21 protein-coding genes are annotated in these 26,208 nt (G+C 41.8%); 8 read left to right on the forward strand and 13 right to left on the reverse strand.

Annotated elements, in window-relative coordinates; all coding sequences use genetic code 11:
• Window positions 1-30 precede the first annotated feature (30 nt).
• The 4 genes from dnaJ to ACT4_RS03210 all read right to left on the reverse strand — a co-directional run bounded on the left by dnaJ (window position 31) and on the right by ACT4_RS03210 (window position 6,028).
• Window positions 31-1,143, reverse strand: coding sequence for a molecular chaperone DnaJ (gene dnaJ / locus ACT4_RS03195; RefSeq protein ID WP_007479798.1), 1,113 nt, complete (start codon window positions 1,141-1,143; stop codon window positions 31-33).
• Window positions 1,144-1,286: 143 nt separating this feature from the next.
• Window positions 1,287-1,664: a hypothetical protein gene (locus ACT4_RS03200; RefSeq protein WP_007479799.1), complete on the reverse strand. Its 378-nt coding sequence runs from the start codon at window positions 1,662-1,664 to the stop codon at window positions 1,287-1,289.
• A gap of 132 nt (window positions 1,665-1,796) precedes the next feature.
• Window positions 1,797-4,925, reverse strand: coding sequence for an efflux RND transporter permease subunit (locus tag ACT4_RS03205; protein ID WP_007479801.1), 3,129 nt, complete (start codon window positions 4,923-4,925; stop codon window positions 1,797-1,799).
• A gap of 2 nt (window positions 4,926-4,927) precedes the next feature.
• Window positions 4,928-6,028, reverse strand: coding sequence for an efflux RND transporter periplasmic adaptor subunit (locus ACT4_RS03210; RefSeq protein ID WP_007479802.1), 1,101 nt, complete (start codon window positions 6,026-6,028; stop codon window positions 4,928-4,930).
• Window positions 6,029-6,181: 153 nt separating this feature from the next.
• On the opposite strand from ACT4_RS03210, the gene ACT4_RS03215 reads away from it, so the two are divergent.
• The 3 genes from ACT4_RS03215 to ACT4_RS03225 all read left to right on the forward strand — a co-directional run bounded on the left by ACT4_RS03215 (window position 6,182) and on the right by ACT4_RS03225 (window position 11,176).
• Complete coding sequence (locus ACT4_RS03215) at window positions 6,182-6,805, forward strand: TetR/AcrR family transcriptional regulator (RefSeq protein WP_007479803.1); 624 nt, start codon at window positions 6,182-6,184, stop codon at window positions 6,803-6,805.
• 84 nt (window positions 6,806-6,889) lie between these two features.
• The gene (gene ppc / locus ACT4_RS03220; protein WP_007479804.1) at window positions 6,890-9,571 is read left to right on the forward strand and encodes a phosphoenolpyruvate carboxylase; all 2,682 of its coding nucleotides are present in this window, start codon (window positions 6,890-6,892) and stop codon (window positions 9,569-9,571) included.
• A 309-nt stretch (window positions 9,572-9,880) separates the two neighbouring features.
• Window positions 9,881-11,176: a solute carrier family 23 protein gene (locus tag ACT4_RS03225; RefSeq protein ID WP_007479805.1), complete on the forward strand. Its 1,296-nt coding sequence runs from the start codon at window positions 9,881-9,883 to the stop codon at window positions 11,174-11,176.
• A gap of 43 nt (window positions 11,177-11,219) precedes the next feature.
• Here ACT4_RS03225 and ACT4_RS03230 read toward each other — a convergent pair whose 3' ends face one another.
• On the reverse strand, window positions 11,220-11,975 hold the full coding sequence (locus ACT4_RS03230; RefSeq protein WP_004878212.1) for an SDR family oxidoreductase: 756 nt from the start codon (window positions 11,973-11,975) through the stop codon (window positions 11,220-11,222).
• A gap of 128 nt (window positions 11,976-12,103) precedes the next feature.
• On the opposite strand from ACT4_RS03230, the gene ACT4_RS03235 reads away from it, so the two are divergent.
• Both ACT4_RS03235 and ACT4_RS03240 read left to right on the forward strand, forming a co-directional pair.
• Complete coding sequence (locus ACT4_RS03235; protein ID WP_007479806.1) at window positions 12,104-13,006, forward strand: LysR family transcriptional regulator; 903 nt, start codon at window positions 12,104-12,106, stop codon at window positions 13,004-13,006.
• A 113-nt stretch (window positions 13,007-13,119) separates the two neighbouring features.
• Window positions 13,120-14,019, forward strand: a complete 900-nt coding sequence (locus ACT4_RS03240; protein WP_007479807.1) for a LysR family transcriptional regulator — start codon at window positions 13,120-13,122, stop codon at window positions 14,017-14,019.
• A 3-nt stretch (window positions 14,020-14,022) separates the two neighbouring features.
• On the opposite strand, the gene ACT4_RS03245 is transcribed toward ACT4_RS03240, so the two are convergent.
• From ACT4_RS03245 to ilvD, 3 genes are all read right to left on the reverse strand, one after another.
• Complete coding sequence (locus tag ACT4_RS03245; RefSeq protein WP_007479808.1) at window positions 14,023-14,754, reverse strand: sulfite exporter TauE/SafE family protein; 732 nt, start codon at window positions 14,752-14,754, stop codon at window positions 14,023-14,025.
• A gap of 79 nt (window positions 14,755-14,833) precedes the next feature.
• Complete coding sequence (locus ACT4_RS03250; RefSeq protein WP_004878218.1) at window positions 14,834-16,123, reverse strand: hypothetical protein; 1,290 nt, start codon at window positions 16,121-16,123, stop codon at window positions 14,834-14,836.
• 180 nt (window positions 16,124-16,303) lie between these two features.
• The gene (gene ilvD / locus ACT4_RS03255; RefSeq protein ID WP_007479809.1) at window positions 16,304-18,133 is read right to left on the reverse strand and encodes a dihydroxy-acid dehydratase; all 1,830 of its coding nucleotides are present in this window, start codon (window positions 18,131-18,133) and stop codon (window positions 16,304-16,306) included.
• A gap of 210 nt (window positions 18,134-18,343) precedes the next feature.
• Here ilvD and fmt point away from each other — a divergent pair, with 210 nt between their 5' ends.
• Both fmt and rsmB read left to right on the forward strand, forming a co-directional pair.
• Complete coding sequence (fmt, locus tag ACT4_RS03260; protein ID WP_007479810.1) at window positions 18,344-19,306, forward strand: methionyl-tRNA formyltransferase; 963 nt, start codon at window positions 18,344-18,346, stop codon at window positions 19,304-19,306.
• The gene (gene rsmB / locus ACT4_RS03265) at window positions 19,303-20,610 is read left to right on the forward strand and encodes a 16S rRNA (cytosine(967)-C(5))-methyltransferase RsmB (RefSeq protein WP_007479811.1); all 1,308 of its coding nucleotides are present in this window, start codon (window positions 19,303-19,305) and stop codon (window positions 20,608-20,610) included. Before fmt ends, rsmB begins: the two co-directional genes overlap by 4 nt.
• Before the next feature lie 55 nt (window positions 20,611-20,665).
• Here rsmB and ACT4_RS16870 read toward each other — a convergent pair whose 3' ends face one another.
• From ACT4_RS16870 to ACT4_RS03275, 3 genes are all read right to left on the reverse strand, one after another.
• Window positions 20,666-20,767, reverse strand: a complete 102-nt coding sequence (locus ACT4_RS16870; protein ID WP_004878224.1) for a methionine/alanine import family NSS transporter small subunit — start codon at window positions 20,765-20,767, stop codon at window positions 20,666-20,668.
• Window positions 20,768-20,776: 9 nt separating this feature from the next.
• Window positions 20,777-22,255, reverse strand: coding sequence for a sodium-dependent transporter (locus ACT4_RS03270; protein ID WP_007479812.1), 1,479 nt, complete (start codon window positions 22,253-22,255; stop codon window positions 20,777-20,779).
• 381 nt (window positions 22,256-22,636) lie between these two features.
• Window positions 22,637-24,079 carry an aldehyde dehydrogenase family protein gene (locus ACT4_RS03275; protein WP_007479813.1) on the reverse strand — a complete coding sequence of 481 codons (1,443 nt, stop codon included), beginning with the start codon at window positions 24,077-24,079 and terminating at the stop codon, window positions 22,637-22,639.
• Window positions 24,080-24,209: 130 nt separating this feature from the next.
• Here ACT4_RS03275 and ACT4_RS03280 point away from each other — a divergent pair, with 130 nt between their 5' ends.
• Complete coding sequence (locus ACT4_RS03280; protein WP_007479814.1) at window positions 24,210-24,905, forward strand: TIGR04219 family outer membrane beta-barrel protein; 696 nt, start codon at window positions 24,210-24,212, stop codon at window positions 24,903-24,905.
• Window positions 24,906-25,198: 293 nt separating this feature from the next.
• On the opposite strand, the gene ACT4_RS03285 is transcribed toward ACT4_RS03280, so the two are convergent.
• Window positions 25,199-25,507 carry an ankyrin repeat domain-containing protein gene (locus ACT4_RS03285; RefSeq protein WP_007479815.1) on the reverse strand — a complete coding sequence of 103 codons (309 nt, stop codon included), beginning with the start codon at window positions 25,505-25,507 and terminating at the stop codon, window positions 25,199-25,201.
• A gap of 27 nt (window positions 25,508-25,534) precedes the next feature.
• Complete coding sequence (locus ACT4_RS03290) at window positions 25,535-26,167, reverse strand: hypothetical protein (protein ID WP_007479816.1); 633 nt, start codon at window positions 26,165-26,167, stop codon at window positions 25,535-25,537.
• Between the last annotated feature and the right edge of the window lie 41 nt (window positions 26,168-26,208).

A 26,208-nucleotide genomic window follows, 5' to 3' on the forward strand; every position in this document is an offset into this window, starting at 1 on the left:
TCGACGAGCGAGTTTTTTTGTTGATGCAAATTAATCGAATAAGCGATCAAAGAATGATTTTTTCTTTGGAGATGAGGCATGACCATCACCATCAAAAGAAGCTTGTAATTCTTTCAGCAATTCACGTTGGCGACTATTTAAATTCACTGGAGTTTCTACCACGATACGGCACAGTAGGTCGCCGACCATGCTGCTACGTACTGGACGAACACCCTTACCACGCAAGCGGAACAGTTTGCCTGTTTGCGTGCCTTCAGGAATTTTCAAGCTCACGCGCCCTTCTAGGGTCGGGATTTCAATTTCTTTTCCTAATGCAGCATCGGCAATGCTCACAGGAACATCCATATATAAATCAGCGCCATCACGTTGGAAGATTTCGTGTTCACGAACAACAACTTCTACGTATAAATCACCTGATTGACCATCACGAATCGCTTCACCTTTGCCCGTTAAACGTACGCGATCACCATTATCTACACCTGCAGGAATGGTAACTTCAAGCGTTTGCTGACGGTCTGATACACCAGATCCATGACAGGTATTACAAGGATTTTTAATAATCTTGCCCTGACCACGACAGGTACTACACGTCTGCTGAACAGAGAAGAAACCTTGTTGCATGCGCACTTGGCCAGCACCGTGACAAGTACGGCAAGTTTCTACATCATTTGGATTTTTAGATCCTTTACCATCACAGGTTTCACATGGCGCTGGCGCAGTGAAAGTAATGGTTTTTTTCACGCCTTTGACTGCTTCTTCAAGCGTCAATTCCATCACGTAACGAAGGTCTGAACCACGGCGCTGACGTTGTTGCTGACGACCACCGCCACCAAACGCTCCACCAAAGATATCACCGAACTGGCTGAAAATATCTTCAGCGCTAAAACCGCCACCGAAGCCACCACCGCCAAAGCCACCTTCAAAAGCACTATGGCCCGCACGGTCATACATACTACGCTTTTCACTATCTGAAAGAACTTCATACGCTTCAGACGCTTCTTTAAACTTGTCTTCAGCTTCAGCGTTGTCAGGGTTGCGGTCAGGGTGATACTTCATCGCCAACTTACGATAGGCTTTTTTGATCTCATCATCACCTGCGGTTTTCGATACGCCTAAAACCTCATAATAATCACGTTTAGCCATGGTTGGCGATGCTCCTCACGGAATTTATTAAATCTATACAAACAAATAAGCTCTGCTGACTTTTTATTTCTAAAGTCAACAGAGCCTTAATAGGGGCTGTATGATAAATTTACAAGGTCTATCGCAATAAAAAAGCAATAAATTTAAAAAACTGCTTTATTTTTAAAGTATTTAGCAATGCCTTGAATCCAAGCATTCAATAAAAATAACCATGCAATTGAACTAAATACCACACCAGCAACCGTCATTGCGGTCACCCAAGTTGCGCTATCCCATGAAAAAAAGAATAGAGGAATAAGCCAAAGGGCGGCAAAAAATGCCATCAAGATAAATAGCAGCACATTACGCATAATCCAGAGTGCATGCGCATGTATCCATACCTCTGCATTATCCACAATCGCAACTTTGCGTGCTAACAGGTATGCAAACGCTGCAAACACTATTGTAAATAATGCAAGAAACATGAACACGTAAGAAATCGCCACATAGCGGCGATGCTGCTCAATATTGTCTTGCCCCATGCTCTATATCACCTCATCCAATGCATTTTGCCAAATTTGTCATGCAATGAAATTCAATTATTTTTTGGTCTTTAAATATAGGTGCTACTATATTGAAATTTTCAATATTTCGCACCTTTATTCACAAAATAATTACGATAGATATGTTGTTTTTTTCACCTTAAACCAAGCTGCATAGAGCGCAGGTAGGAAAAATAAGGTTAATAAGGTCGCAACTATCAAACCGCCCATAATTGCAACAGCCATTGGACCAAAGAAAATACTGCGTGATAACGGAATCATTGCCAAAACAGCAGCCAATGCAGTAAGAACAATTGGACGGAATCGGCGCATGGTTGCATCAATCACCGCATCCCAAGGCGCTTGCCCAGCATGTATATCTTGTTCGATCTGATCAATGAGAATCAGCGAGTTCCGCATAATCATGCCAGACAAGGCAATCGTTCCAAGCATTGCGACGAAACCGAAGGGTTTATTGAATAACAACAAGAACGCCACGACACCAATTAAGCCAAGTGGTGCTGTCAGCAACACGATGGTTGCACGCGACATACTACGCAATTGGATCATCAATAAAGTCATCACCACCGCAAGGAATAAAGGCATCCCCGCATTGACTGAACTTTGTCCTTTCGCAGACTCCTCAACTGTACCGCCAACTTCGAGTAGATAACCATTCGGTAAGTCAGTTCGTAAAGCCTGCATTTGATCAGCCAACTGTTGAACAACCGTTGCAGGTTGTAAATGCGTACGAATATCTGCTCGGACAGTAATCGTTGGCAAGCGGTTACGATGCCAAATTAAGCCTTCTTCAAAACGTGATTCAATTTTCGCGATTTGCGCTAATGGAACTGTCGTGCCTTGAGTCGTTGGAACCGCCAAACTGGCTAGAGAAGCAACTTCAGCACGTTCCGTTTTATCGCCACGCAAACGAATTTCAATCAACTCACGTTTTTCACGATATTGATTCATCACCGTACCCGTAACCGAGGCATTTAAGAAATTTGCCAAATCAGCGCTAGAAACACCCATCTGACGCGCACGATCTTGATCGATCTCAATCGCAATAATCTTACTTGGTTCACCCCAATCCAAATGTACATTGGTGGTGTTTGGATCTTCACTCAATACTTTGGCAACTTTTTGTGCCCATTGACGTACTGTCGCTAAATCCTCCCCCGAAACCCGATACTGCAATGGATAACCGACAGGTGGGCCATTTTCGAGTAATGACACACGCGTGCGCACTTGTGGCAAGAGCTGCTTAATTTGCGTTTCTAAAGAACGTCGAATTTCATCACGATCATCTAAAGAAGATGCCAATACTACAAACTGAGCAAAACTCGCCTGCGGTAACTGTTGATCCAACGGTAAGTAGAACCTTGGTGAACCTGTCCCTACATAGGCCACATAGTTATCAATCCCTTTCTGCTTAGAAAGGAATTTTTCGACTTTATGTACGGCTTGCTCGGTTGCCGTCAACGATGCGCCTTCCTCTAGTTTCAAGTCCACTAAAATTTCGGCACGGTTGGATGGTGGGAAAAATTGCTGCGGTACAAACTTAAACATTGCGACAGAAAAGATGAAGATCCCAACCGTCACTGCAATCACCGTCTTACGATAAGTGATACAAACTTCAACCACACGGCGGAACGATTGATAAAACTTCGATTGATAAGGGTCATGGTGTTGGTCATGTGCCTCAACCACAGGCGCAGGCTGCTTACGTAATTTCGCCCATAGACGTAAATACCATGCAGCTTGTTGCTGTTGTTTGGTGAAGTCAGGCAACAACTTTTCACCAAGGTAGGGAACAAACAAAACTGCGGCAATCCACGATACGATCAGCGCAATCGTCACCACTTGGAAAATAGAACGGGTATATTCTCCTGTCCCAGATTGCGCAGTGGCGATAGGCAAGAAACCCGCTGCGGTAATGAGTGTTCCTGTCAGCATTGGGAAAGCCGTCGTTTGCCATGCAAAACCAGCAGCTTTGAGCCGACTATAACCCTGCTCCATTTTGATTGCCATCATCTCAACCGCGATAATGGCATCATCGACCAGTAAACCCAATGCGAGAATCAAAGCGCCTAAAGAAATTTTATGTAGTCCAACATCAAATAAATTCATGCCTGCAAAGGTCATCGCAAGCACCAGTGGAATGGATAGCGCCACCACTAAGCCTGTACGGAAACCCAGTGAGAAGAAACTCACTAACAGCACGATAATGACTGCTTCAGCCAATACCTTTAAAAACTCATGAATACTACGTTGTACCGCGACGGGCTGATCAGAAACTTTTTGCAGCTTCATACCTAAAGGTAAAGTCTTTTGCAATTGGGTAAATTCAGCTTCGAGATTTTTACCCAAAGCAATAATGTCACCACCTTTACGCATCGATACCGCAATACCAATTCCGTTCTCGCCCATAAAACGCATACGAGGTTGTGCGGGTTCACTAAAGCCACGGTAAATCTCAGCGACATCCCCCAACTGAATGGTTTTATCACCCACCAACAATGGCAGTTTTTTCAGATCATCAACACTATGTAAATGTCCACTGACCCGAATTTGAATACGATCTGTACCCGTTTCAAAGAAACCCGCAGATGCCATATCATTTTGCTTTTGAATCGCTTCTTGAATGGCAGTGACTGGGACACCGAGCTGAACCGCTTTGGTGTTGGAAAGTTCAATCCAGATTTTTTGATCTTGTAAGCCAACGAGATTGACCTTGCTCACGTCTTTAACACGCTGCAATTGCAGTTGTAGACGATCGGCATATTCTTTCATTACTGCATAGTCAAAATCCTTGCCCGTGAGGACATAGATATTGCCGAAGGTATCGCCAAATTCGTCATTGAAAAATGGACCTTGTACACCACTCGGTAACTGATGACGAATGTCATTGACCTTCTTACGGACGTTGTACCAAACATCAGGAATTTTGCTTGATGGTAGCGAATCCTTAGCAACGAACGTCACCAAAGATTCACCAGGGCGAGAATACGCCATAATGCGGTCATACTGGCCCGTGGTCATCAATTCTTTTTCGATGCGATCAGTCACCAGCGTGGAAACTTCTTTCGCGGTTGCTCCCGGCCAATAGGTTTGGACGACCATGACTTTAAAGGTAAATGGTGGATCTTCACTCTGTGAGAGTTTCGAATAGGACATGATCCCTACAATGCCAAGTAACAGCATAAAATAGAGAATAATGCCCTTATTCTTAAGTGCCCATTCTGAAAGGTTAAATTTCATGTTTAACCTCCCGTTTTGACTGTGACTTCACGATTATCACGATCTACAGGATGAATCTTTTGCTGATCGCGAAGTAAATGTACGCCACCGACCACAACCCAATCATTTGCTTTTAAACCTGAAATGATCGGCACACTATCACGTCCATATGCCCCCAAGTTCACAGCCACTTTACGTAAGGTGTTATTTGCATTCACAACCCATACATAAGCATCTTGACCATTGGCAGTGACGCTAGATAAAGGCACGCTTAGTACATTGTTTTGTTGTGTGACAAAGAAGACGCGAGCGCTCTGCCCCAGCTGAATCGAAGACTGCCCTTCCAACAATGAGACTTTCACCGTAAACGTTCTGGACTGGTCAGCTGCAGGTGAAACCTCACGAACTTTAGCGGCAAAACGTGCTTCAGGTTGTGACCATAGCGTGACCCAAGCCGATTGACCGACTTTAATTTGGCTAACTGCTTGTTCAGGCACACCAAATACCACCTCACGCTCACCATCAATTGCCAGTTGATAGGCTGGCTGTCCAGCAGAGACGACTTGTCCAATTTCAATTTGCCGTTGAGTAATCACACCATTTTTATTAGAAACAAGTTGGTTATAACCTGTTTGGTTTGAAGACACCTCATAATTCGAGCGTGCTTGTTGCAAGGTTGCTTGCGCTGATTCGTACTGATTTTTGATCGCATCAAATTGCGAACGACTCACCGCATTGACTGGGAGTAATTGCTGATAACGTTGATATTCCTGGGCTGCAATTTTTGCTGTGGCTTGCGCACTATCCAATTGTGCTTTTGCAGCATTCATTTGCAGCTGTGCATCTTTAACATCTAATTTTGCCAAGACTTGCCCAACTTTAACGCGATCACCCACATCAACATAACGTTCCGTAATTTGTCCCCCGACACGGAATGCCAAAGCCGTTTCTTGCCTCGCCTGCACATCTCCTGCATAGCTCTTTTGATCAACATGCGTGCTACTCGGTTGCGTCACCATGACATACGGAATTTCCTCAGTCTTGGGAACCTCTTTTTGACATGCGGATAAAGTGACACTGCTGAGTACGAGCAACCCCACAATTACATGATTTAGCAGATTCATCTCTTTTTCGCTCTTATTCAGATTGATTTTTTAAGGCACAATATGAATATCATGATAGATTGTTTATTTTTTAATTAATATACCCATGAGTACATTAATTGGAAATTAAAGTTATTTAATTGATTTTTAATTTAATTAAAAGAGAATGTCAGCGTGCAAAACAACTGTGGTCGCCCAAAAGATTTAGAGAAAAGAGCCAAAATCCTTCAGGCTGCAAAATCTATTTTCTTAAAAATGGGTTATCACGCCACCAATATGAATCAAATTGCCAAAGACGCAGGCGTGACTAAACTGACGGTTTATAACCATTTCCAAGACAAAGCCAATCTGTTTATTTGTGCGATTGAAGAAAGTTGTGAGGAATCCCTTTGCGCCAAAGAAATTGTCTTAACAGCGGAAAGTAATTTTGAACAAGCGCTGTATGTGATGTGTCACCGTGCACTCAGTATTATTTATCTTCCTGAAGCGCTGAAACTTGATCGTGTCCTGTTTGAACTCGCCGCGGAACAGAGTCCGCTGACCCAACAGTTTTTTGATGCATCACATACACGGATGAGTAATGTTTGGTGTGATTTTTTTCAACAAGCCGTTGATTTGGGTTTTATTCAAAAAGATGATCCCCTCAAGCAATCAGAAATGATCGTGTCCTTAATGCTGGGCTTACGTCACTATCGGGTGTTGTTAGGTTTAGACACTGTACCAACCGCAATTGAAATCGATCAGATGATTCAACAAGCAGTTGAGCTATTTTTGCTTAAATATCAAACTAAAATTTAAATAAATTTCACATTTATTTACGTTCTCCACTTGGAATGTCTCTCAATCGCGCTATAGTCAAATGAGAACATCAGGAGAAATAGAATGATTCAGCAAATCACGGCTCCATTACGTGAAGATGTCCGCTTATTGGGCAATTTACTTGGTGAAACCTTAAAGCAACATGCTGGGCAAGATTTGTTTAATCAAATTGAGCAAATCCGTGCACTCGCCAAAGGCGCACGAGACGGTCAAATCGAAGCAGAAAAACAATTAGAACAACTTTTCCTCGGCTTAAAAGATGAAGAGATTTTGCCTCTCACCCGTGCTTTCTCTCATTTTCTTAACTTCGCCAATATCGCAGAGCAATATCATGTGGTTCGTAGCCGTCGTCAGGCTGAGTTTGATGAACAAGCACCAAGCCCGAATCCATTACCGCATTTATTTGAAAAATTCAAAACCCAACAAATCAATGAACAACAACTGTTCCAACAGCTCTGTGATCTCAAAATCGAGCTAGTACTCACTGCACACCCAACCGAAGTCAGTCGTCGTACCTTAATCCAAAAATATGATGATATTACCGATTGCCTGTCTCAGCTTGATCAGCAAAAGTTGACACCTCGTGAGCGCCAACAAACCCTTGCGACATTGAAGCAATTAATTAGTTCGGCATGGCAAACAGATGAAATTCGTCAACATCGCCCAACGCCAGTGGATGAAGCTAAATGGGGTTTTGCAACCATTGAGCAGACCTTATGGAATGCAGTTCCCAAATTCGTTCGTGAACTCAATGAGCTTACACAACAACATTGTGAGCAAAGCTTACCGCTGACCGTTGCACCGATTCGCTTTGCTTCTTGGATGGGCGGTGACCGCGACGGTAATCCAAATGTCACCCATAAAATCACGCAAGAAGTATTATGGCTGTCTCGTTGGCAAGCAGCGGACTTATATTTACGTGATATTGAAAACTTACGCTGGGAACTGTCAATTCAGCATTGTTCTGAAGAACTTGCGCAAGCACTGGGTGAGCCACACCCTGAACCGTATCGTGAATATTTGCGTGAAACACGTGAACGTTTAAAAGCAACTCGTTATTGCTTAGGGCAACGTTTACAAGGTCTAGAGGCAGATGATCGAAATATCATTCGTCATAAAGATGAATTGTTACAACCATTATTGCTGTGCTATCGCTCTTTGGTTGACAGTAATTTAGCCGAAATTGCCAATGGTCAATTGTTAGATTTCATCTATCGGGTGAATTGTTTTGGGATTGAACTACTCAAACTCGATATTCGTCAGGAATCTGGACGACATCGCCAAGCCATTTCAGCGATTACGGAGTATTTAGGTCTCGGCAATTTCGAATCTTGGACTGAGCAAGCACGTCAAAATTTCTTGATCCAAGAATTACAAAGTAAGCGTCCACTGCTGCCAAAATATTTAAACGAGCCTGAAGGTAGCCTGATTCAGCATCCTGATGTATTGGAAGTATTTGCAACAATGCGAACTTTAGCGGAACAACCGCCTGAAAGTTTGGGTGCATATATCATTTCTATGGCTGAATATCCAAGTGACGTCCTTGCTGTTTTGTTATTGCAAAAAGAAGCTGGCATTCAGCAACCATTGCGTGTCGTTCCACTCTTTGAAACGCTTAAAGATTTAGACGGCGCAGCAAAAACCATGGATACGCTGTTTAGTATGCATTGGTATAAACAACATATTCATGCAAAACATGAGGTCATGATTGGTTATTCGGACTCAGCCAAAGATGCAGGCTTTATGTCAGCAAACTGGGCACAGTATCGCGCCCAAGAAGAACTCACGGCGATCGCTCAAAAGCATGGTGTGCAACTGACATTATTCCATGGTCGTGGCGGTTCGATTAGTCGCGGCGGCGCGCCGACACAACAAGCTTTGTTCTCTCAACCACCAGGATCGATTTCAGGTGCAATTCGTGTCACTGAACAAGGTGAAATGATTCGATTTAAATTCGGACTTGAAGGCATTGCCTTACAGAACTTAGAGATCTATACCGCAGCAACATTAGAAGCGACACTCTTGCCGCCACCTGTACCGAAACAAGAATGGCGTGCATTGATGAATCAAATGACCGATTTATCAGTAAAAGTCTATCGTCAAACCGTTCGTGAAAACCCTCATTTTGTGAGTTATCTGCGTACAGTCACGCCTGAGCTTGAGCTGCAAATGCTTCCGCTCGGCTCACGTCCTGCCAAACGTAAAGTCAGTGGTGGCATTGAGTCACTGCGCGCCATTCCTTGGGTGTTTGCATGGACACAAATTCGTCTCATGCTCCCTGCTTGGCTAGGAACAGGGACGGCGATTAATCAAGTCCATGAGCAGCACAAAAACACACTGGATGAGATGTTAGAACAATGGCCTTATTTCCAAACCTTGATCGACATGCTGGAAATGGTGCTGTCTAAATCAGATGCGGATATTGCGCTGTATTACGAGTCACACCTCACCCAAGACCAGGACTTAAAACTGCTTGGCGTTGAACTACGCCAACGTCTACAAAATGCCGTAGATACCTTGTTGAGTCTCAAAGGTGAATCTAAGCTACTCAGTAATAATGAGGTACTTGATCAATCGATGCAGGTACGCAAACCTTATCTGTTGCCATTACATCTATTACAGGCAGAATTGATGAAGCGTCGTCGTTTGTATTTAAGCACACATCAATCTGAACACACCCCTATTGATCATGCACTTATGGTCAGTATTGCAGGGATTGCAGCAGGTTTACGTAATACAGGTTAAATGTCTTTTTGAATGAGTCATCAGCAGAAATGATGCCTGCTGATGACTCGATTGGCAAAATATTCCACTTTTATAAAAATTTTTAGAATTTTTTTAAAATTTATTTTCTCAAGTTGTTATTTCACTTTTCATATGATCGAAGCAAAATAAATAATAAATCCGATAAGTTATTTTAATGCTTATTTTACCAAAAGGTAAAAATTATCAACTTCAAAGCCTTAGCACTCAATATTCTCAGACGAGGATAGGTGAAAGCGCGATTTAAGACAGAGTATGATACGCGCTGATATCACATAATGAGTCTCATCTATGTCAAATTGGTTTCCAAAATGGCAGCCGTATCAGGGAAAGATTGATCATCGCCCTGTTGCGACAAATGAATATTTACCGCCCTTACAAAGCGCGGTGCTCGGGGTTCAACATGCATTTGCAATGTTTGGAGCAACTGTTCTTGCACCATTGTTGATGGGATTTAGCCCCAACCTTGCGATCCTCATGTCAGGGATCTGTACCATTATTTTCTTCCTCATCACTGGTGGACGCGTTCCAAGTTACTTAGGATCAAGTTTTGCCTTTATTGGTGTCGTGGCAGCTGCAACAGGTCATGTCACTGGCTCAGGTGCGAATCCAAATTTAGCCATCGCCTTAGGTGGTATTGTTGCCTGCGGTATTTTTTATGCGTTGATTGGCTTTGCGGTGATGCTCACAGGAACACGCTGGATCGAAAAATTGATGCCACCTGTGGTTACAGGCGCAATCGTGATGATCATTGGTCTCAACCTTGCTCCTGTCACGATTAAAGGTGTTGCAGGTCAACCGTTTGAAATGTGGATGGCACTGATCACTGTACTCAGTATGGGCATTATCGCAGTCTTTACCAAAGGTTTATTGCAGCGTTTATTGCTTCTCGTTGGATTATTGATTGCTTATGCGATCTATGCAATTGCAACCAATATTCTGGGGTATGGCAAACCGATTGATTTCTCCCAAATCGCTGCTGCACCTTGGTTTGGTATTCCAACGTTCTCGCATCCGAAATTTGATTTAAACGCGATTTTGATTATTGCACCAGTTGCCTTGATTTTAGTCGCTGAAAACCTTGGTCATATCAAAGCAGTCGGTGCAATGACAGGTGAAAACTTAACCCCACAGTTGGGTAAAGCCTTTGTTGCAGATGGTCTCGCAACCACGTTATCTGGCGGTGTCGGTGCGCCCGGCATGACCACTTATGGCGAGAACATTGGTGTCATGGCGGTGACGCGTGTCTATTCGACGATTATCTTTGTGATTGCAGGTGTTTTTGCGATTTTTCTAGGTCTTTCACCAAAATTTGGCGCAGTGATTAGCACCATCCCAACGGCGGTACTGACAGGTGCTTCTATCGTCGTCTTTGGTTTAATTACCATTGCTGGTGCAAAAATCTGGATCGAAAATAAAGTCGATTTCTCTAATAATAAAAATCTGATCATCGCTTCTGTCACCATTATTTTAGGTGCAGGTAACTTCGAACTGCTCTTTGGTAACTTCAATTTAGGTGGGATCGGAACCGCAACTTTTGCTGCGATTTTCCTGAACTTATTGTTTAGCCTAAAAGATAAAAACTAGAAAACCAAGGCAGCGTAAGCTGCCTTTTTTATGCAATATGGAACTATACAATGCCACCATTTGCTCTGATGACTTGTGCATTAATCCAATCACTTTGATGGCTTACTGCAAATTGAATCACGGCGGCAATATCTTCTACCGTACCTAAACGCTCTAAAGGTGCCGCTTTGCTAAGCTGAGCAATTAGCTCATCACTTTTGCCTTCAAAGAATAATTCTGTTGCTGTCGGCCCCGGAGCAATCGCATTCACCGTGATATTTTTACCTCTTAATTCTTTCGCTAAAATAGCAGTCAGCGACTCTATCGCCGCTTTAGACGCAGTGTAAATCCCATAGCCTTCAAGCTTCATTCCAATCACACTGCTCGACAGGTTTATAATCTTGCCACCATGTTCAAGTCGTTTTGCAGCTTCTCGCATGGTATACAGCGAACCTTTCAGGTTGATCGCGAGCACTCGTTCAATCGTCTCATCATCCAAAGCCTCGATCTTTTTAAAACACATCACGCCTGCATTATTAATGAGGATATCTACTTTGCCATAGCTTTGAATGGCATAATCAAATAGTGCGCTAACATCTTGGGACTTACTCACATCAGCTTTAAAGCAACTCGCAACGCCACCGAGCGCTTCAATTTGTGTAACGACCCGCGTTGCCTCGGCATCATTATTGGCATAATTAATCACAATTTTATGCCCTTGCTGCGCCAATAATGCAGCAGTAAAAGCACCAATCCCTCGCGATGCACCTGTAATTAAAATCACTTTTTTGTCGTCAGCTGGTTTTACTAAAGTATCCATATTTGACCTCATATCAAAAAATTTATCTTTGGATACGATCTATGCTACTGTTCTTATAAAAGAAGATAATCCATCATATTTCGGCATGTTTGTCCGAATTTTCCGAACAAAATAATGAGCACTGTGACATGGATAAATTGAATGCAATGTCTGTTTTTATACATGTGGTCGAGCAAAGAAGTTTTACCAAAGCAGCACAACTTCTGAACCTACCTCGCTCAACAATCACGGATGCGATTAAACAACTCGAAGCGCAACTCAATACGCGGCTTTTGTTTCGCACGACACGTCAGGTCAACCCTACGGATGAGGGCAATCTTTACTATCAACGTTGTAAATACATTCTGAGTTATATTGATGAGTCTGATCATGACTTTTTACATGCTAAGCCACAAGGCACATTAAAAATTGAAGTACATGGGATTTTTGCTGCTCACTTTATTATTCCAAAGCTACATGCATTTTTAACTGAATATCCGCAAATACAGCTACAACTCACCGAGAGTGATCGCTATGTCGATGTGATTAAGGAAGGCATTGATTGCGTTATTCGTATTGGATATTTAAATGACAGTGAACTGGTGGTTCGACATCTTGGACATATTCAGCAAGTAACACTCGCAAGCCCAAAATATTTAGAAAAATATGGTACGCCCAACACATTAAACGATTTAAAACAGCATTTTATGATTGGTTTTTACTCGACTGCTCGACAAAAACTACTCCCTCTAGAATTTATCGTCAATCAACAGCTAGAGACTTATGATTTAACATCGATGATTCAAGTGAATGGCGCTCATTCCTATTCATCAGCCGCCGCAGAAGGCTTTGGGATTATCCAAGTCCCTCGTTATGGTCATTTAAAAGACATCGAGAGTGGTCAACTCTGTCCACTATTAACTGAATATCAAGTTCCCTCTTTACCCGTTTCTTTACTGTATCCTTCAAAAACTTTAGTGTCGCCGAGACAGCGAGTCTTTATCGATTGGATCGTACAATTATTTGAACAATATCCTTTAGACAATGATTAAATCTTTTCTTATTTTCAGACAAATGCTGAGTCAATCAAACTATTTTGGCTGCCCTATCTTTATTTCAAGCATTTTTAGTATGATGAGTTTTTGCATTTCAATGCGTTGCTCATATGCGTTTTGATTTTTTTGATATCCAATTACTCCAACACATCGTAACAACAGGCAGTCTAACCAAAGGTGCTGAGCGTTCTGCTATTTCTTTGCAAGCAGCCAGTGAGCGGATTAAAAAACTCGAACAATATTTCGATACGCCCTTATTTATTCGACATAGTACAGGGGTTGAATTGACCAGCGCTGGACATGCGCTGGCTGAACATGCGCGGTTGTTACTGGTTCAAAAGCAGCAACTCGAACAAGACATGCAGCGCTTTCGGCGGCAAGTGCCTGAGTCATTAACACTATGGTGTAACTCATCGGCACAAAGTGAATATTTGCCAACCTTGTTACCCCAATATCTAATGCATCACCCTGAAATTAATATCGACCTACATGAGGCTGAAAGCTCCGATATTGTTGCGGCATTAATGAAAGGGATTGCCAAACTTGGTTTAGTCTCTAGTTTTTTTGATACACAACATCTGCAAACACAAGAGTTTGCAAGTGATCCTTTGGTTTTGATATGTCCTGCTGCTCATGCATTACAACACTCTGAACAATTAAATTTACTCGATGCATTGAGCTATGGATTCATTGGTTTAATGCCACATCATTCTTTGCAACAATCTATTGAAACCCAAGCAAAATTACTTGGTTTTAATATTCAGTACCGTTTGCGATTGCCTAACTTTTCCGCTATTGCCGAAGTCGTTGATCAGGGCGTTGGAATTGCCATCATGCCTGCTCGTGCAGCGCAACGCTTGCAAGCTGACTATCATTTTCATACGGTACAATTGCGAGGGGCATGGGCGAACCGTAAACTATTACTCGCCACACAGGATTTCAATCAACTTTCTTTGAATTACCAACAATTTGCAGAATTCTTATTGCAGCATCGCCCTTTATCCGAATAGCGCTTAATGCGATAACATATAAGCCCCTAATGCCACCAAGCCAATAAAAAATAAGCGGCGAAAACGTTGTTCATTGAGTTGATAGCGAATTTTTTTACCCAACCACATCCCGACTAAGGCCGCAACCAAAGCCACAATAGAAAGACGATAATCGAGTGTGACACCAGCCATTGGGTTGTGATGTAAAAAAACAGCCAAGCAAATCGTCGATACGGTAAAGGTTAATCCCAAAGCTTGTACCAACTCATCGCGTTGCAAATGCAAAGATTGCAAGTAAGGCACAACTGGAATAATGATCACCCCAGTTGCCACAGTCACAGCTCCCCCGATATAGCCCACCACAGGGGATAACCAAGTTTCATATCGACTTAGATCAGGTAATGCTTTTACGCACAGTCCGTAAATACCATACAGTGCCAACATACTGCCCAATAAAAGCTCACTACTTTGTCCATGGCTTTGATTCAAGGTCGGTAAGAAACTCCAAATAGAACCCACCACAATTCCAATCAGCAATGACCAAAAGCGGCAGATAAATGTCCAAACTCGACCCTCTGCAAATAGCTGCCAAATGTTCGTCATCATGGATGGGACTATGAGTAAAGAAGCGGCTTGAAAAGGACTCATTGCAATTGTTAATAGCCCCATCGACACGGCAGGTAAACCGAGACCGATCATGCCCTTAATCATCCCTGCAAAGATAAAGACGAATACAATAATTGCGATAAAGGTCACAGACATACTCCATGGATAGATCGGAGTTATGCTACGAAAAACTGAGGTACTGCCCTATTCTTATTTTTGGGAGTCAGCCTCAGGCAGAGCTTGAGGCCATTTTGTATTTATCTTCTAACACATTACTGATGATGCTCTCGATCATCCAAACACGATATAAGCTATTAAACACATAACTTTGCCCGTCAATTCGCAATTCTAAGACTGGAAAGTCAGGCTGATGCTTTTGCTGACAGAGTTCATCATTTTGTTTTAATAACACCTCAACATCTTGCTCAGTTAGTTGCTCGATCTCTAAACGTTTTTGCATCCGTTGGAAGTGTGCTTTGAAGGACATGTCTTTACCGTGTGTCCAAACACTTTCTAATATCTGATGTACAACATCCACTTGCTGCTCTTCAGGCACGCTATAAAACAGCTTAGCCATTTCATAAGTGGCTTCTTTGGTTGGGCGACAGAACGGTGTAAAGGCAACTTGTGTTCGCTTTGATACACGTGTTGCTAAGCTCCAATCAAACCAATCTCGACCATGATAGCTCAGCGGATATACTTTCAACTGAATATTATAATAATTGGCCAGTTCTTCTTTGATATATGCCAACAATAACCAGCTCATTGGATCTTCAAGTGCAATATAAAGATCTAACTCTGGATGCATCGCTTGCACTTCATTCAGTGCCTCGCCATCATTGATCAAATGCTCACGCCATTCGATATGATTGATCAAGAAAATTGGATTCCCTGTCAGCAACTTCTGTTGTTTGAGGCGACGTGTTAAGCGCAATAAATCATCAACGGCTTGATATTTACGCTCACCAAATTCGAAATAACTCGCAGCTACTGGAACGTCACTAAAAATACGTTCGGGATAATGCTGCGGGGTTTGGTGTTTACTGGCCATGGTATGCAAGGTACGCAATTTGCCATATTGTTGTTGCCACAACATATGAAAGACATCTTCAAGTAGATGTAGGAAGTTTTGTTCTCTTAACGGCGTATTTCTTAGAATTGTTTCAGCTTGTTGTAATGCTTCAGCGCTTGGAATTTCGGGAGTATCGTCAAAGCCAAAACGATGTTGCTTGGCTAAAATTTTGGCATCATTTAAACAATATTGCTGCCAATCCTGTGCAGACATACCATTCGGAGGTTCTGCATCTTGCCTCGAAATAATCACTTTCAGCGGCTTGAGCTCATCACTCAAGATTTCATTGAGCTGATCAAGTTGTTGCACCGCAAGATAGCTATAAACATCGTCTAGACGTAGGTAAATGCTTAAACCCTGTTCCGTAGGTAAAACCGCCTGACGAGAAGGTTTCTGATAGAACCAACTCGATCGGATGGGATCAAACCAACGACGTAACAAAGACATGTCAATCGCCTCTAAGCGTAATGAATGATAGAAAAGAAGATATATTTCCCAAGTGTACTGTTAAATGAGAACCAAGGGTATTTTATATTATAAAAATCAAACATCAAAAAATTCTCCTTGTAACACAACGATGGCATTACAAGGAGAGCGATGCTGAGCATTTAGATCAGCAAAGGAGTTTTACAAAACGCGTACTGCACCTTTCGCAGCACTAGTCGAATGCATCGCATAAATCTTCAACGACTTAGATACTTTACGCTTACGCTCTTCAGCTGGGTGCCAGCCTTTAGCATCTTGTACCGTACGGCGATGTGCCATCGTTGCATCATCAATATCAAGATGAATCGTACGATTTGGAATATCGATTTGAATGGTGTCACCATCTTCAACCAAACCGATTGCACCACCTTCCGCAGCTTCTGGAGAAACGTGACCAATCGATAGACCTGAAGAACCACCAGAGAAACGACCATCCGTAATCAAGGCGCAGTCTTTACCTAAACCTTTAGATTTCAAATAGCTTGTTGGATATAACATTTCTTGCATACCCGGTCCACCGCGTGGGCCTTCATAGCGAATGACCACGATATCACCAGCAACGATCTTATGATCTAAAATGGCTTCTACAGCTGCATCTTGGCTTTCAAAAACGCGTGCAGTCCCTGTAAATTTAAGGATTGATTCATCGACACCCGCAGTTTTTACAATACAGCCATCAAGAGCGATGTTGCCGTAAAGTACTGCCAAACCACCATCTTTAGAAAAGGCATGTTCAGCATTACGGATCACGCCTTTCTCACGGTCACCATCTAAAGTTGAGTAATAACGGTTTTGAGAGAATGCAACTTGCGTTGGAATACCGCCCGGAGATGAACGATAGAATTCATACACATCTGCATCTTCAGTACGAATAATATCCCATTTATCTAAGGCATCTTTGAGTGTTTTTTCATGTACAGTTGGGCATTCAGTGTTGAGTAACTTGGCACGATCTAACTCACCCAAGATCGCCATGATGCCACCCGCACGATGTACATCTTCCATATGCACATCAGATTTTGCAGGCGCAACTTTTGACAATACAGGCACTTGACGTGACAAACGGTCGATATCATCCATCGTGAAATCAACTTCTGCCTCATGCGCAGCAGCAAGTAAGTGCAATACAGTGTTGGTCGAACCGCCCATCGCGATATCCAAAGTCATGGCATTTTCAAATGCAGCTTTGGTTGCAATAGAACGTGGCAAAATACTGTCATCATTTTGTTCATAATAACGTTTCGCCAGTTCAACCACTAAACGACCCGCTTTAAGGAATAATTTTTCACGATTTGCATGTGTCGCAACAATTGAACCATTGCCCGGCAAAGACAAACCAAGCGCTTCGGTCAAACAGTTCATCGAGTTTGCAGTAAACATCCCTGAACATGAACCACAAGTCGGACATGCAGAGCGTTCGAAAGCAGCGACTTCTTCATCGGTATAGCTTTCATCAGCAGCAACGACCATGGCATCCACAAGGTCAATAGCTTTTTCATCACCACGGAACTTCACCTTACCCGCTTCCATTGGACCACCGGAAACGAATACCACTGGAATGTTTAAACGCATTGCTGCCATCAACATTCCCGGTGTGATCTTGTCACAGTTTGAGATGCAAACCATTGCATCGGCACAGTGTGCATTGACCATGTACTCAACTGAGTCAGCGATCAAATCACGCGAAGGCAATGAATACAACATACCGTCATGGCCCATTGCAATACCATCATCAACCGCAATGGTATTAAATTCTTTTGCAACACCACCCGATGCTTCAATTTCTCGCGCAACAAGTTGCCCTAAATCTTTAAGATGCACATGCCCTGGAACGAATTGGGTAAATGAGTTGACCACCGCAATAATTGGCTTGCCAAAATCTTCATCTTTCATACCTGTCGCACGCCATAAACCACGCGCGCCGGCCATATTTCTTCCATGTGTTGATGTTTTCGAACGATAATCAGGCATTTTTTATTCCCAACAAGTGTGTGCTCGAGAAAAATAGGGCTTTCTCTCTAGCGAAATGATACTGAGCTTTTTCCATCATACTACAAGTTATCGTTTAACTCATGACCAGTGGACCTATCTTTTTTGCACAAAAGCAATTCAATCCATCGAATTAGGGACTAGTGGCTTTTTCGCTTATAATTTGCAGCAAGTTTTAGTTGGATTATCTTTGTGAAAATCATTTTTGCTGGTACGCCTGAATTTGCGGCAACCGCATTGGCGGCATTATTAAAAACATCACACCAGATCATTGCTGTTTATACCCAACCTGACCGTAAATCAGGGCGTGGGCAAAAATTAACGCCATCTCCTGTTAAACAATTGGCGCTTGAACACGGTTTACCTGTTTATCAACCTTTGCATTTTAAAGCGTCGACGGAAGAAGGCCTAGCAGCTCAACAAGAATTGGCAGCTTTGGGTGCTGATGTGATGGTGGTCGCAGCTTATGGTCTGATCTTACCGCAAGCCGTTTTAGATACACCCAAATACGGATGCCTGAATATTCACGGTTCACTATTACCGCGTTGGCGTGGTGCTGCACCGATTCAACGTGCAATCGCGACGGGTGATGATGAAACAGGGATTACCATCATGCAGATGGCAGCTGGTTTAGATACAGGCGATATGATGTATAAAACCTATTGCCCAATTACAGCAGAAGATACCTCTGCCAGCTTGCATGACAAATTGGCAGATCAGGGTGCAGAAGCGATTTGTACTGTGCTTGAATCAGAACAAAGCCTGCAAGATTTTATTGCGAAACGTGAAGTGCAAGATGAAGCACTCACTGTTTATGCCCACAAACTCGTGAAAGCAGAAGCGCGTATCGATTGGACACAAAATGCCATTCAAATCGACCGTAATATCCGTGCTTTTAACCCGTGGCCAGTTGCCTTTATTCAACTGGATGAAAACAATGCGCTGCGTGTATGGGGCTCTACGCTTTCTTCCCACAGCAAAACCGATGCTCAAGTCGGTGAGATTGTAGCGATGGACAAACAAGGTGTACACGTTGCTTGTGGCGACAATACGGCAGTCTGCCTCACCAGTCTTCAGTGGCCGGGTGCTAAAGCCCTCAATCCAGTTCAAATTGCCCAAACCCAGAAATTACATATTGGACAAATTCTCCCATGAGCCAATCAAATCAATCCTCTGTAAAAAATTTGAATCTGCGTGCGCAAGTCGTCAAAACGCTTTTGGCGGTTCAAAATGGGCAATCTTTGTCTTCCGTTTTAAATCAACATATCAATATGGTTTCTGAACGTGACCGTGGTTTATATCATGAACTCACTTTAGGTTGCTTACGCCAATGGCATTCATTAAAAGCCATTACCTTACCATTGCTCACAAAGCCATTAGACAATGAAGCACTAGAAAGTTGTTTATATCTTGGTTTATATCAAATTCTATGTACTCGTATTCCAGTACATGCCGCGATTTCAGAAACGGTAAATGCGGCCAAGCAACTCGGTTTTGAGCCAATGAGTGGTTTAGTGAATGCGATTCTGCGTCGTGTTTCACGTGAAACAGCTGAATTTCAAACAGCATTGAATAATACGCATGGTTTACCAAGTTGGTTATTCAAACGACTCAAAAAAGATTGGCCTGAGCAAGCAGAACTACTATGCCAAGCCTTAAAACAAGTCGCACCGCTCACCCTTCGTGTCAATGAACGCCAAGTCAGTCGTGACGAATATTTAGAGATTTTGGACGAGGAACAGATTGATGCTCGTCCTTGCATGCTTTCAAATGTTGGTATTGTTTTGGGACAAACGGGCAATATTACCCATTTACCGGGTTTTGAAGAAGGTGGTTTTTCTGTTCAGGATGAACATGCACAGTTATGTGCCACGCTTTTACCGAACCTAGATGGCAAAGTGGTGGTTGATGCCTGTGCTGCACCTGGCGGCAAAACAGCACATATCCTTGAGCGCTTTAACCCTAAAAAATTGATTGCCCTTGATCATGATGCGAAACGTTTACTGCGTGTTTCTGAAAATATCGAACGTCTTGGCTTAGATCAAACTGAAGTAGAGATTATCGAGGCAGATGCCACTACATGGCAGACGCAGCAACTGGTCGACTGTATCGTGCTAGATGCACCATGTTCAGCAACAGGCGTAATTCGTCGCCATCCTGATATTCGCTTACTCAGACAGTCCACTGATATCGCGCAAACAGTCGCTTTACAGCAGCAGATTTTGCAACAGATGTGGCAACAACTTAAAGTCGACGGTACATTGCTGTATATCACTTGCTCGATCTTAAAAGCCGAGAATGAGCAGCAAATGGCGACATTCTTTGCGGAACATGCTGATGCAGAAGAAATTAAAATCGAAGCTGATTGGGGCATTGAACAGACCTATGGTCGTCAGTTACTCCCTACTGCACAATCAGGTGATGGTTTCTATTATTGCTTAATTAAAAAGTTGGCATAATAAAAAAGCAGGCTTAAAGCCTGCTTTTTTTACTTTTAAGTATCTCAGCGTGATTCTAGTCTTCAGGATTGCGCAATAAGTGCAAAATCGAAAGAGATAAACCACCCCATAGTAGAGCAATTGCAATCACTAACATGATAATAGCTGAAGTCGTCATTTCACTCTCCTAGCGATTTTTTAAACTAGACATGAATAAAGCACCGATTGCACAGAACAAGATACAGCCCCAACCAAACCAAAGCTGTAAACTCATTGAGTAATCGCCATATCCTTTTTGCAATAAAGCACTTAAAGCAAGACCAAGCGTAGATAACAACACCACTGGCGTTATCACAGTCAACGTGAATTCCCAGATTTTTCCTAACTTGATTGTTGAAATGCTGTTTACGTGTAACTCAAGCTCTCGCATCAATGAGCGCTTGAACCAAGACACCATGATGATCGAAACAAGTGCACCAGAAACAATACCCAAGTTATTGATAAAGTGATCGATAATATCAACTAATTTAATGGCATTAGCGCTTGAGAACAGTGCAATAGAAACAATACCAGTACCACCGCCAATAATGGTTACGGCTTTCGCACGGCCCCATTTTAATTTGTCCTGCATCGCTGCAATTGGCACTTCTAAAATACTCACCATTGACGTTACACCTGCAACGAACAATGAAGTAAAGAATAAAATACCGAATAATTCAGCACCCGCTCCTAAACTTGAAATGATCTTAGGGAATGCAATAAACGCAAGACCAATACCACCGCTTACCACATCTTGAACACTCTTATCCGCAGCATGTGCCATAAAGCCCAATGCAGCAAATACCCCAATCCCGGCAAGTAATTCAAACGAAGAGTTTGCAAAACCAACAACGAAACCAGAACCAGTTAAATTCGTTTTTGGTTTGAGATACGAGGCATAGGTCACCATAATCCCGAAACCAACAGATAACGAGAAGAAGATATGACCATAAGCAGCAAGCCATACTTTATAGTCTTTCATCGCTTCCCAGTTCGGCGTAAAGAATGCATTTAAGCCTTCTGAAGCACCTGGTAAACGTAATGCTTGAATCACGAGTATGCTAAAAAGAACGATTAAAAGCGGCATGAAAATACGGTTCGCAAGCTCAACCCCTTTTCGAACACCACCATATAGAATTACAAGCACAAGCGCCCAAACACCAATCAATGGCCATAACAAATGACTAATAAAGGTCATGTCAAAACCAGCGGCATCTGAAGTTGCTAAGAAAGCTTTAAAGAAATAACCCTCAGGATCAGCACCCCAAGATTGATTGAACGAGAAATAGATATAGCTACCAGCCCACGTCAAGACACTGGCATAGTAAAGACCGATGACGATACATACACAAGCTTGCCACCAACCTAAAGCCTCAGCTTTTTTAGTCAATTGTTCATAAGCTTTTGGAGGTGCACCAGTACTACGATGACCCACGGCATAGTCTAGGAATAACAGCGGTAAACCTGCTGTCAAAAGTGCAACTAAATAAGGAATTAAGAACGCGCCGCCACCATTTTCATAAGCGACATAGGGAAAGCGCCAAATATTACCCAAACCAACAGCAGATCCAACCGCCGCAATAATAAAACCAGATCGAGCAGACCAGTTTTCACGAGTATCTGTCATAAATCACCTAAATACGATAAAGGTTACTTTTAATGCTGCCTACACTTTATTTTTTTGTTACAAGCAAGAAAAGTACCACAAAAATTTTGTGTTGTTTGTCAAAGAGCATCACCTTTTGGGCAGATTGATTCTTCAGAACAAACGAGCAAAATAGAAAATTCTTCCTTAAAGAGCTTTGTCCATTTTTTGCTACTTAATAGCTGAACAATACCCGTTTTTATTTCTTTTTACTGTAAATTCTGGACGAAAAAACTATATTTTTCGAACGATTGATTATTTTTCAATTCACTGCAATATTGACCTGACAGTCAAGTTTTACAGGATAAGTTTATAAAATAATCAATCATTAAAATCATCACGCCCTCTTGTCTAAATTATTGCTTATTGTTTAATTGCGAGTAACCGTTCTTCTTGCATATCTCGGATGGCCGAATGAATTCCTTCTCGACCTAAGCCTGAGTCTTTTACACCGCCATAAGGCATATTATCCACACGGAAAGTCGGTACATCATTGATAATGACACCACCCACATGCAAATGATCCCAAGCATACAGCATCTTATTTAGATTCTGTGTATAAACGCCTGCTTGTAGCCCAAAACGACTTTGATTAATCGTCGCGATCCCTTGTTCAAAATCTTTGTACTTTTCTAAAATCGCAACTGGACCAAAGGCTTCATCTTTATACACCTCAAGCTTTGTATCTACATTCTCCAGAAGTGTCGGTTCAAATAGAACACCTTGTAATGTTCCTCCTATCAGTACTTTTGCCCCTTTTTTCTCCGCTTTATCAATCCACTTTTTCAAGCGCACTGCTTCTGCTTCCTTAATCATCGGACCAACCAAGGTTGTGCTTAAACTTGGATCATCAACTTTGATTTTTTTCACTTTCGCGAGTAATTTCTTTTTAACCTCCGTGTAAATATCTGCATGAATTAAAATTCGTTGCACACTAATACAAATCTGACCTGCATGACCATAAGCCGCTCCAACCAAACGATCAATCAAAGCATCATCAACGGGAGTATCTGGCTCAATTAATACAGCAGCATTTCCACCCAGTTCTAAGGTGACTTTCTTGCGACCTGCGCGTGCTTTCATGTCCCAGCCGACTTGATCTGAACCAGTAAAGCTCAAAAGTTTAAAGCGATCATCCGTCACTAAAATATCCGCTGCTTGACGATCACACGGCAATACCGACCAAGAACCTTTTGGAAGATCAGTTTCAGCTAAAACTTGGGCAATTTTTAATGCACTAATTGGAGTTAAACTGGCAGGCTTTAAAACAAAAGGACAACCCGCCGCAATCGCAGGGGCGATCTTATGCGCCACCAAATTTAATGGAAAATTAAATGGACTAATTAGCGAGATCGCACCAACAGGTACATGTTTCACCATTCCTCTAAAACGTGCCGCAGCAGGTGTAACCGCCAAAGGTAACATTCGACCATCATCAAGTTGAGTAACCGCATCCGCAGCGAGTTGAAAAGTATTAATTAAGCGCTCTACTTCAGCACTCGCAGCACCGCGAGGCTTTCCACCTTCCGCAATTAAAATCTCGGTGAGTTCCTCCCTTAATTCGTTAAACCGCTTCACACAGTGCAATAAAATTTTTTGTTTTTGATACGGCTTTAATGCTGCCATTTCTGCTTCAGCTTTTACCGATGCAGCAATAGCCTTTTCCAAAACTTTTGCATCTGCTAAAGCAACCCGTGCATAGACAGTATGTTGATATTTATGCTGTACCTCGAGCCATTGCCCTGTTGTAATTGCTTTCCCTGCTACGTATAAAGGGTAATCCACACACGATTCTACTTCTGTCATTATTTATTCTCTTTTCACATAATTTAAAATTAGACTACTGCATATTGCTCAAGATCACTATATGATGCGTCCAATCTAGGGTGAATTCATAACAATTCATTACGGTTTTGATATTAATTAGGACAATGCAATGAAACTATTAAAATTAACGCTACTTGCTTTAGGGACAAGCGTTTGTGGTTTAGCTCAAGCCGATTTAATTGGTGTAAAAGGCGATCTTAGCTACTGGAACTACAATGGTGAAGCCAATATGGCAGCACAAACCTCAGCACCCGATCAAGATCTTGACCGAAAAGGTTCTGCTCAATTATCACTCGCAATTGAGCATCCAATTCCACTGATCCCAAATGCAAAAATTCGTTATGTGAATTTAAAAACACAGACCGAAAATGAAGTTGCAGGTCAACCTGTTTATGACTTAGATATCGACCATACTGATTTTATTTTGTATTACGAAGTACTGGATAATATCGTAGATGCAGACATTGGTTTTGGCGCGAGTAACCTCAATGGTGATGTTAAGACGCTTGGCTTAAATAAAACAGATATTGATAAAACAATTCCTGTTATCTATGGATCAGCAGGCGTAAAACTGCCATTTACAGGTCTAAGTGCGAAAGCAGAATTACTATATAGCAATGTGAATGACACTAAAATTACGGATGCCCAAGCCGAATTACAATATAACTTTATTGATAATTTATTGGTCGATGTCGGCTTAAAAGCAGGTTATCGTATTCTTGATATTAAATTAGATGACTACGAAAAAAATGACCTTAAATTTAATTTTAAAGGTCCTTATATCGGTTTAGATGTTCATTTCTAAATCCAGATGAAGTTAAAAAACGGAATCATAAGATTCCGTTTTTTATTATTTATGATTACATCACTCAAAATTACTGTAAGCCAAAACGCACAAAGATGGCAGCCATTGGCTAATATACCGAACTCAACTTTACGTCTATCATACAAAACATAGAGAGACAGGAAGTCTCATTGAAAATAACAAGATACGCAGGAAGCGGTCGTTCATAAGGAATATAAACGACAAGAAACTGAATACTAAGAAGCCCCGTCAGGATGATGGGGCTTCTTTTATCTACTATTTTTATGCATGATTTAAAGACTTTTAAGATAAGCAATTACTTCTTCATGCTCTGCCATTTCTGCAAGCTGCAGCGCAGTATATTCGCCTTTATAAGCAACATTTGCACCTTTACTCACAAGTAGCTTCACCACAGCTAAATGATCATTCTCAGCCGCAGCCTGTAATGCACTATAGCCTTCGTCATCAGTTTGGTTTGGGTCTACACCCTCTATCAATAATTGCTCAACTTGCTCCACATCACCAAGGGATGCCCAATACACTAGCTCAGGAAGATGCAGTTCATCATCTTCTGAAATTGGGGAGAATGAGTTAAGTTTCATAATAATTCTCTTTAATAACCTTTCAAATTAATAATTCTCAACGATAAATTCGCCATGAGATTCAGCAACAAGAAATTGAACCACATTTTCACGTGTCTCTAGAACCCATACACCTGTAAATTCTGATGTCCGTATTACAGTAAAATACAACTTAAAAAGATCACGGATGGAACTTATACCATCCCTTACTACTAAAGCAAAATCTTCCCATTCTTTATTATTTCCCCAAGGATTATCGGCGTGTAAATATTTTCCTAATCGATCATACAATTTAATAAACTGATTTTTGTCAAAGAATTTTCCTGTTTTTCTATTAAAATGCCAAGTCCCATTCTCTAACTTTTCAGCTGGTAACAAAGGTATAGGGTAAAAGTCAGAATTTATTCCACTTAAAGCTTTTAAAATTGAGCTAGCTTTATAATCTTTTGTATAGTCAGGATTTCCATCAGCTTGAGCACGATATTCTTGATATTTAATTTTATTTGGGGCGATCGAAGCTAAAGCAAATATTTCTAATGCTTTACGTAAATGTAATATTGAGGATTCTAAATCTAATAAATCTTTGATTTCGAAATATGACTCTATAAGACTTTCACACTTCTGTAATCTAAAAAGTGCCTCATTTACTTTATCAGTATAAATTTTTTGTAAATCTTTCATTTTAATATCTGTTTAAAATTCAAACAATATATTACTTTCGC

Origin of the sequence: Acinetobacter sp. NBRC 100985 (genome assembly GCF_000241225.1) — a bacterium.
Classification (GTDB): Bacteria; Pseudomonadota; Gammaproteobacteria; order Pseudomonadales; family Moraxellaceae; genus Acinetobacter; species Acinetobacter venetianus.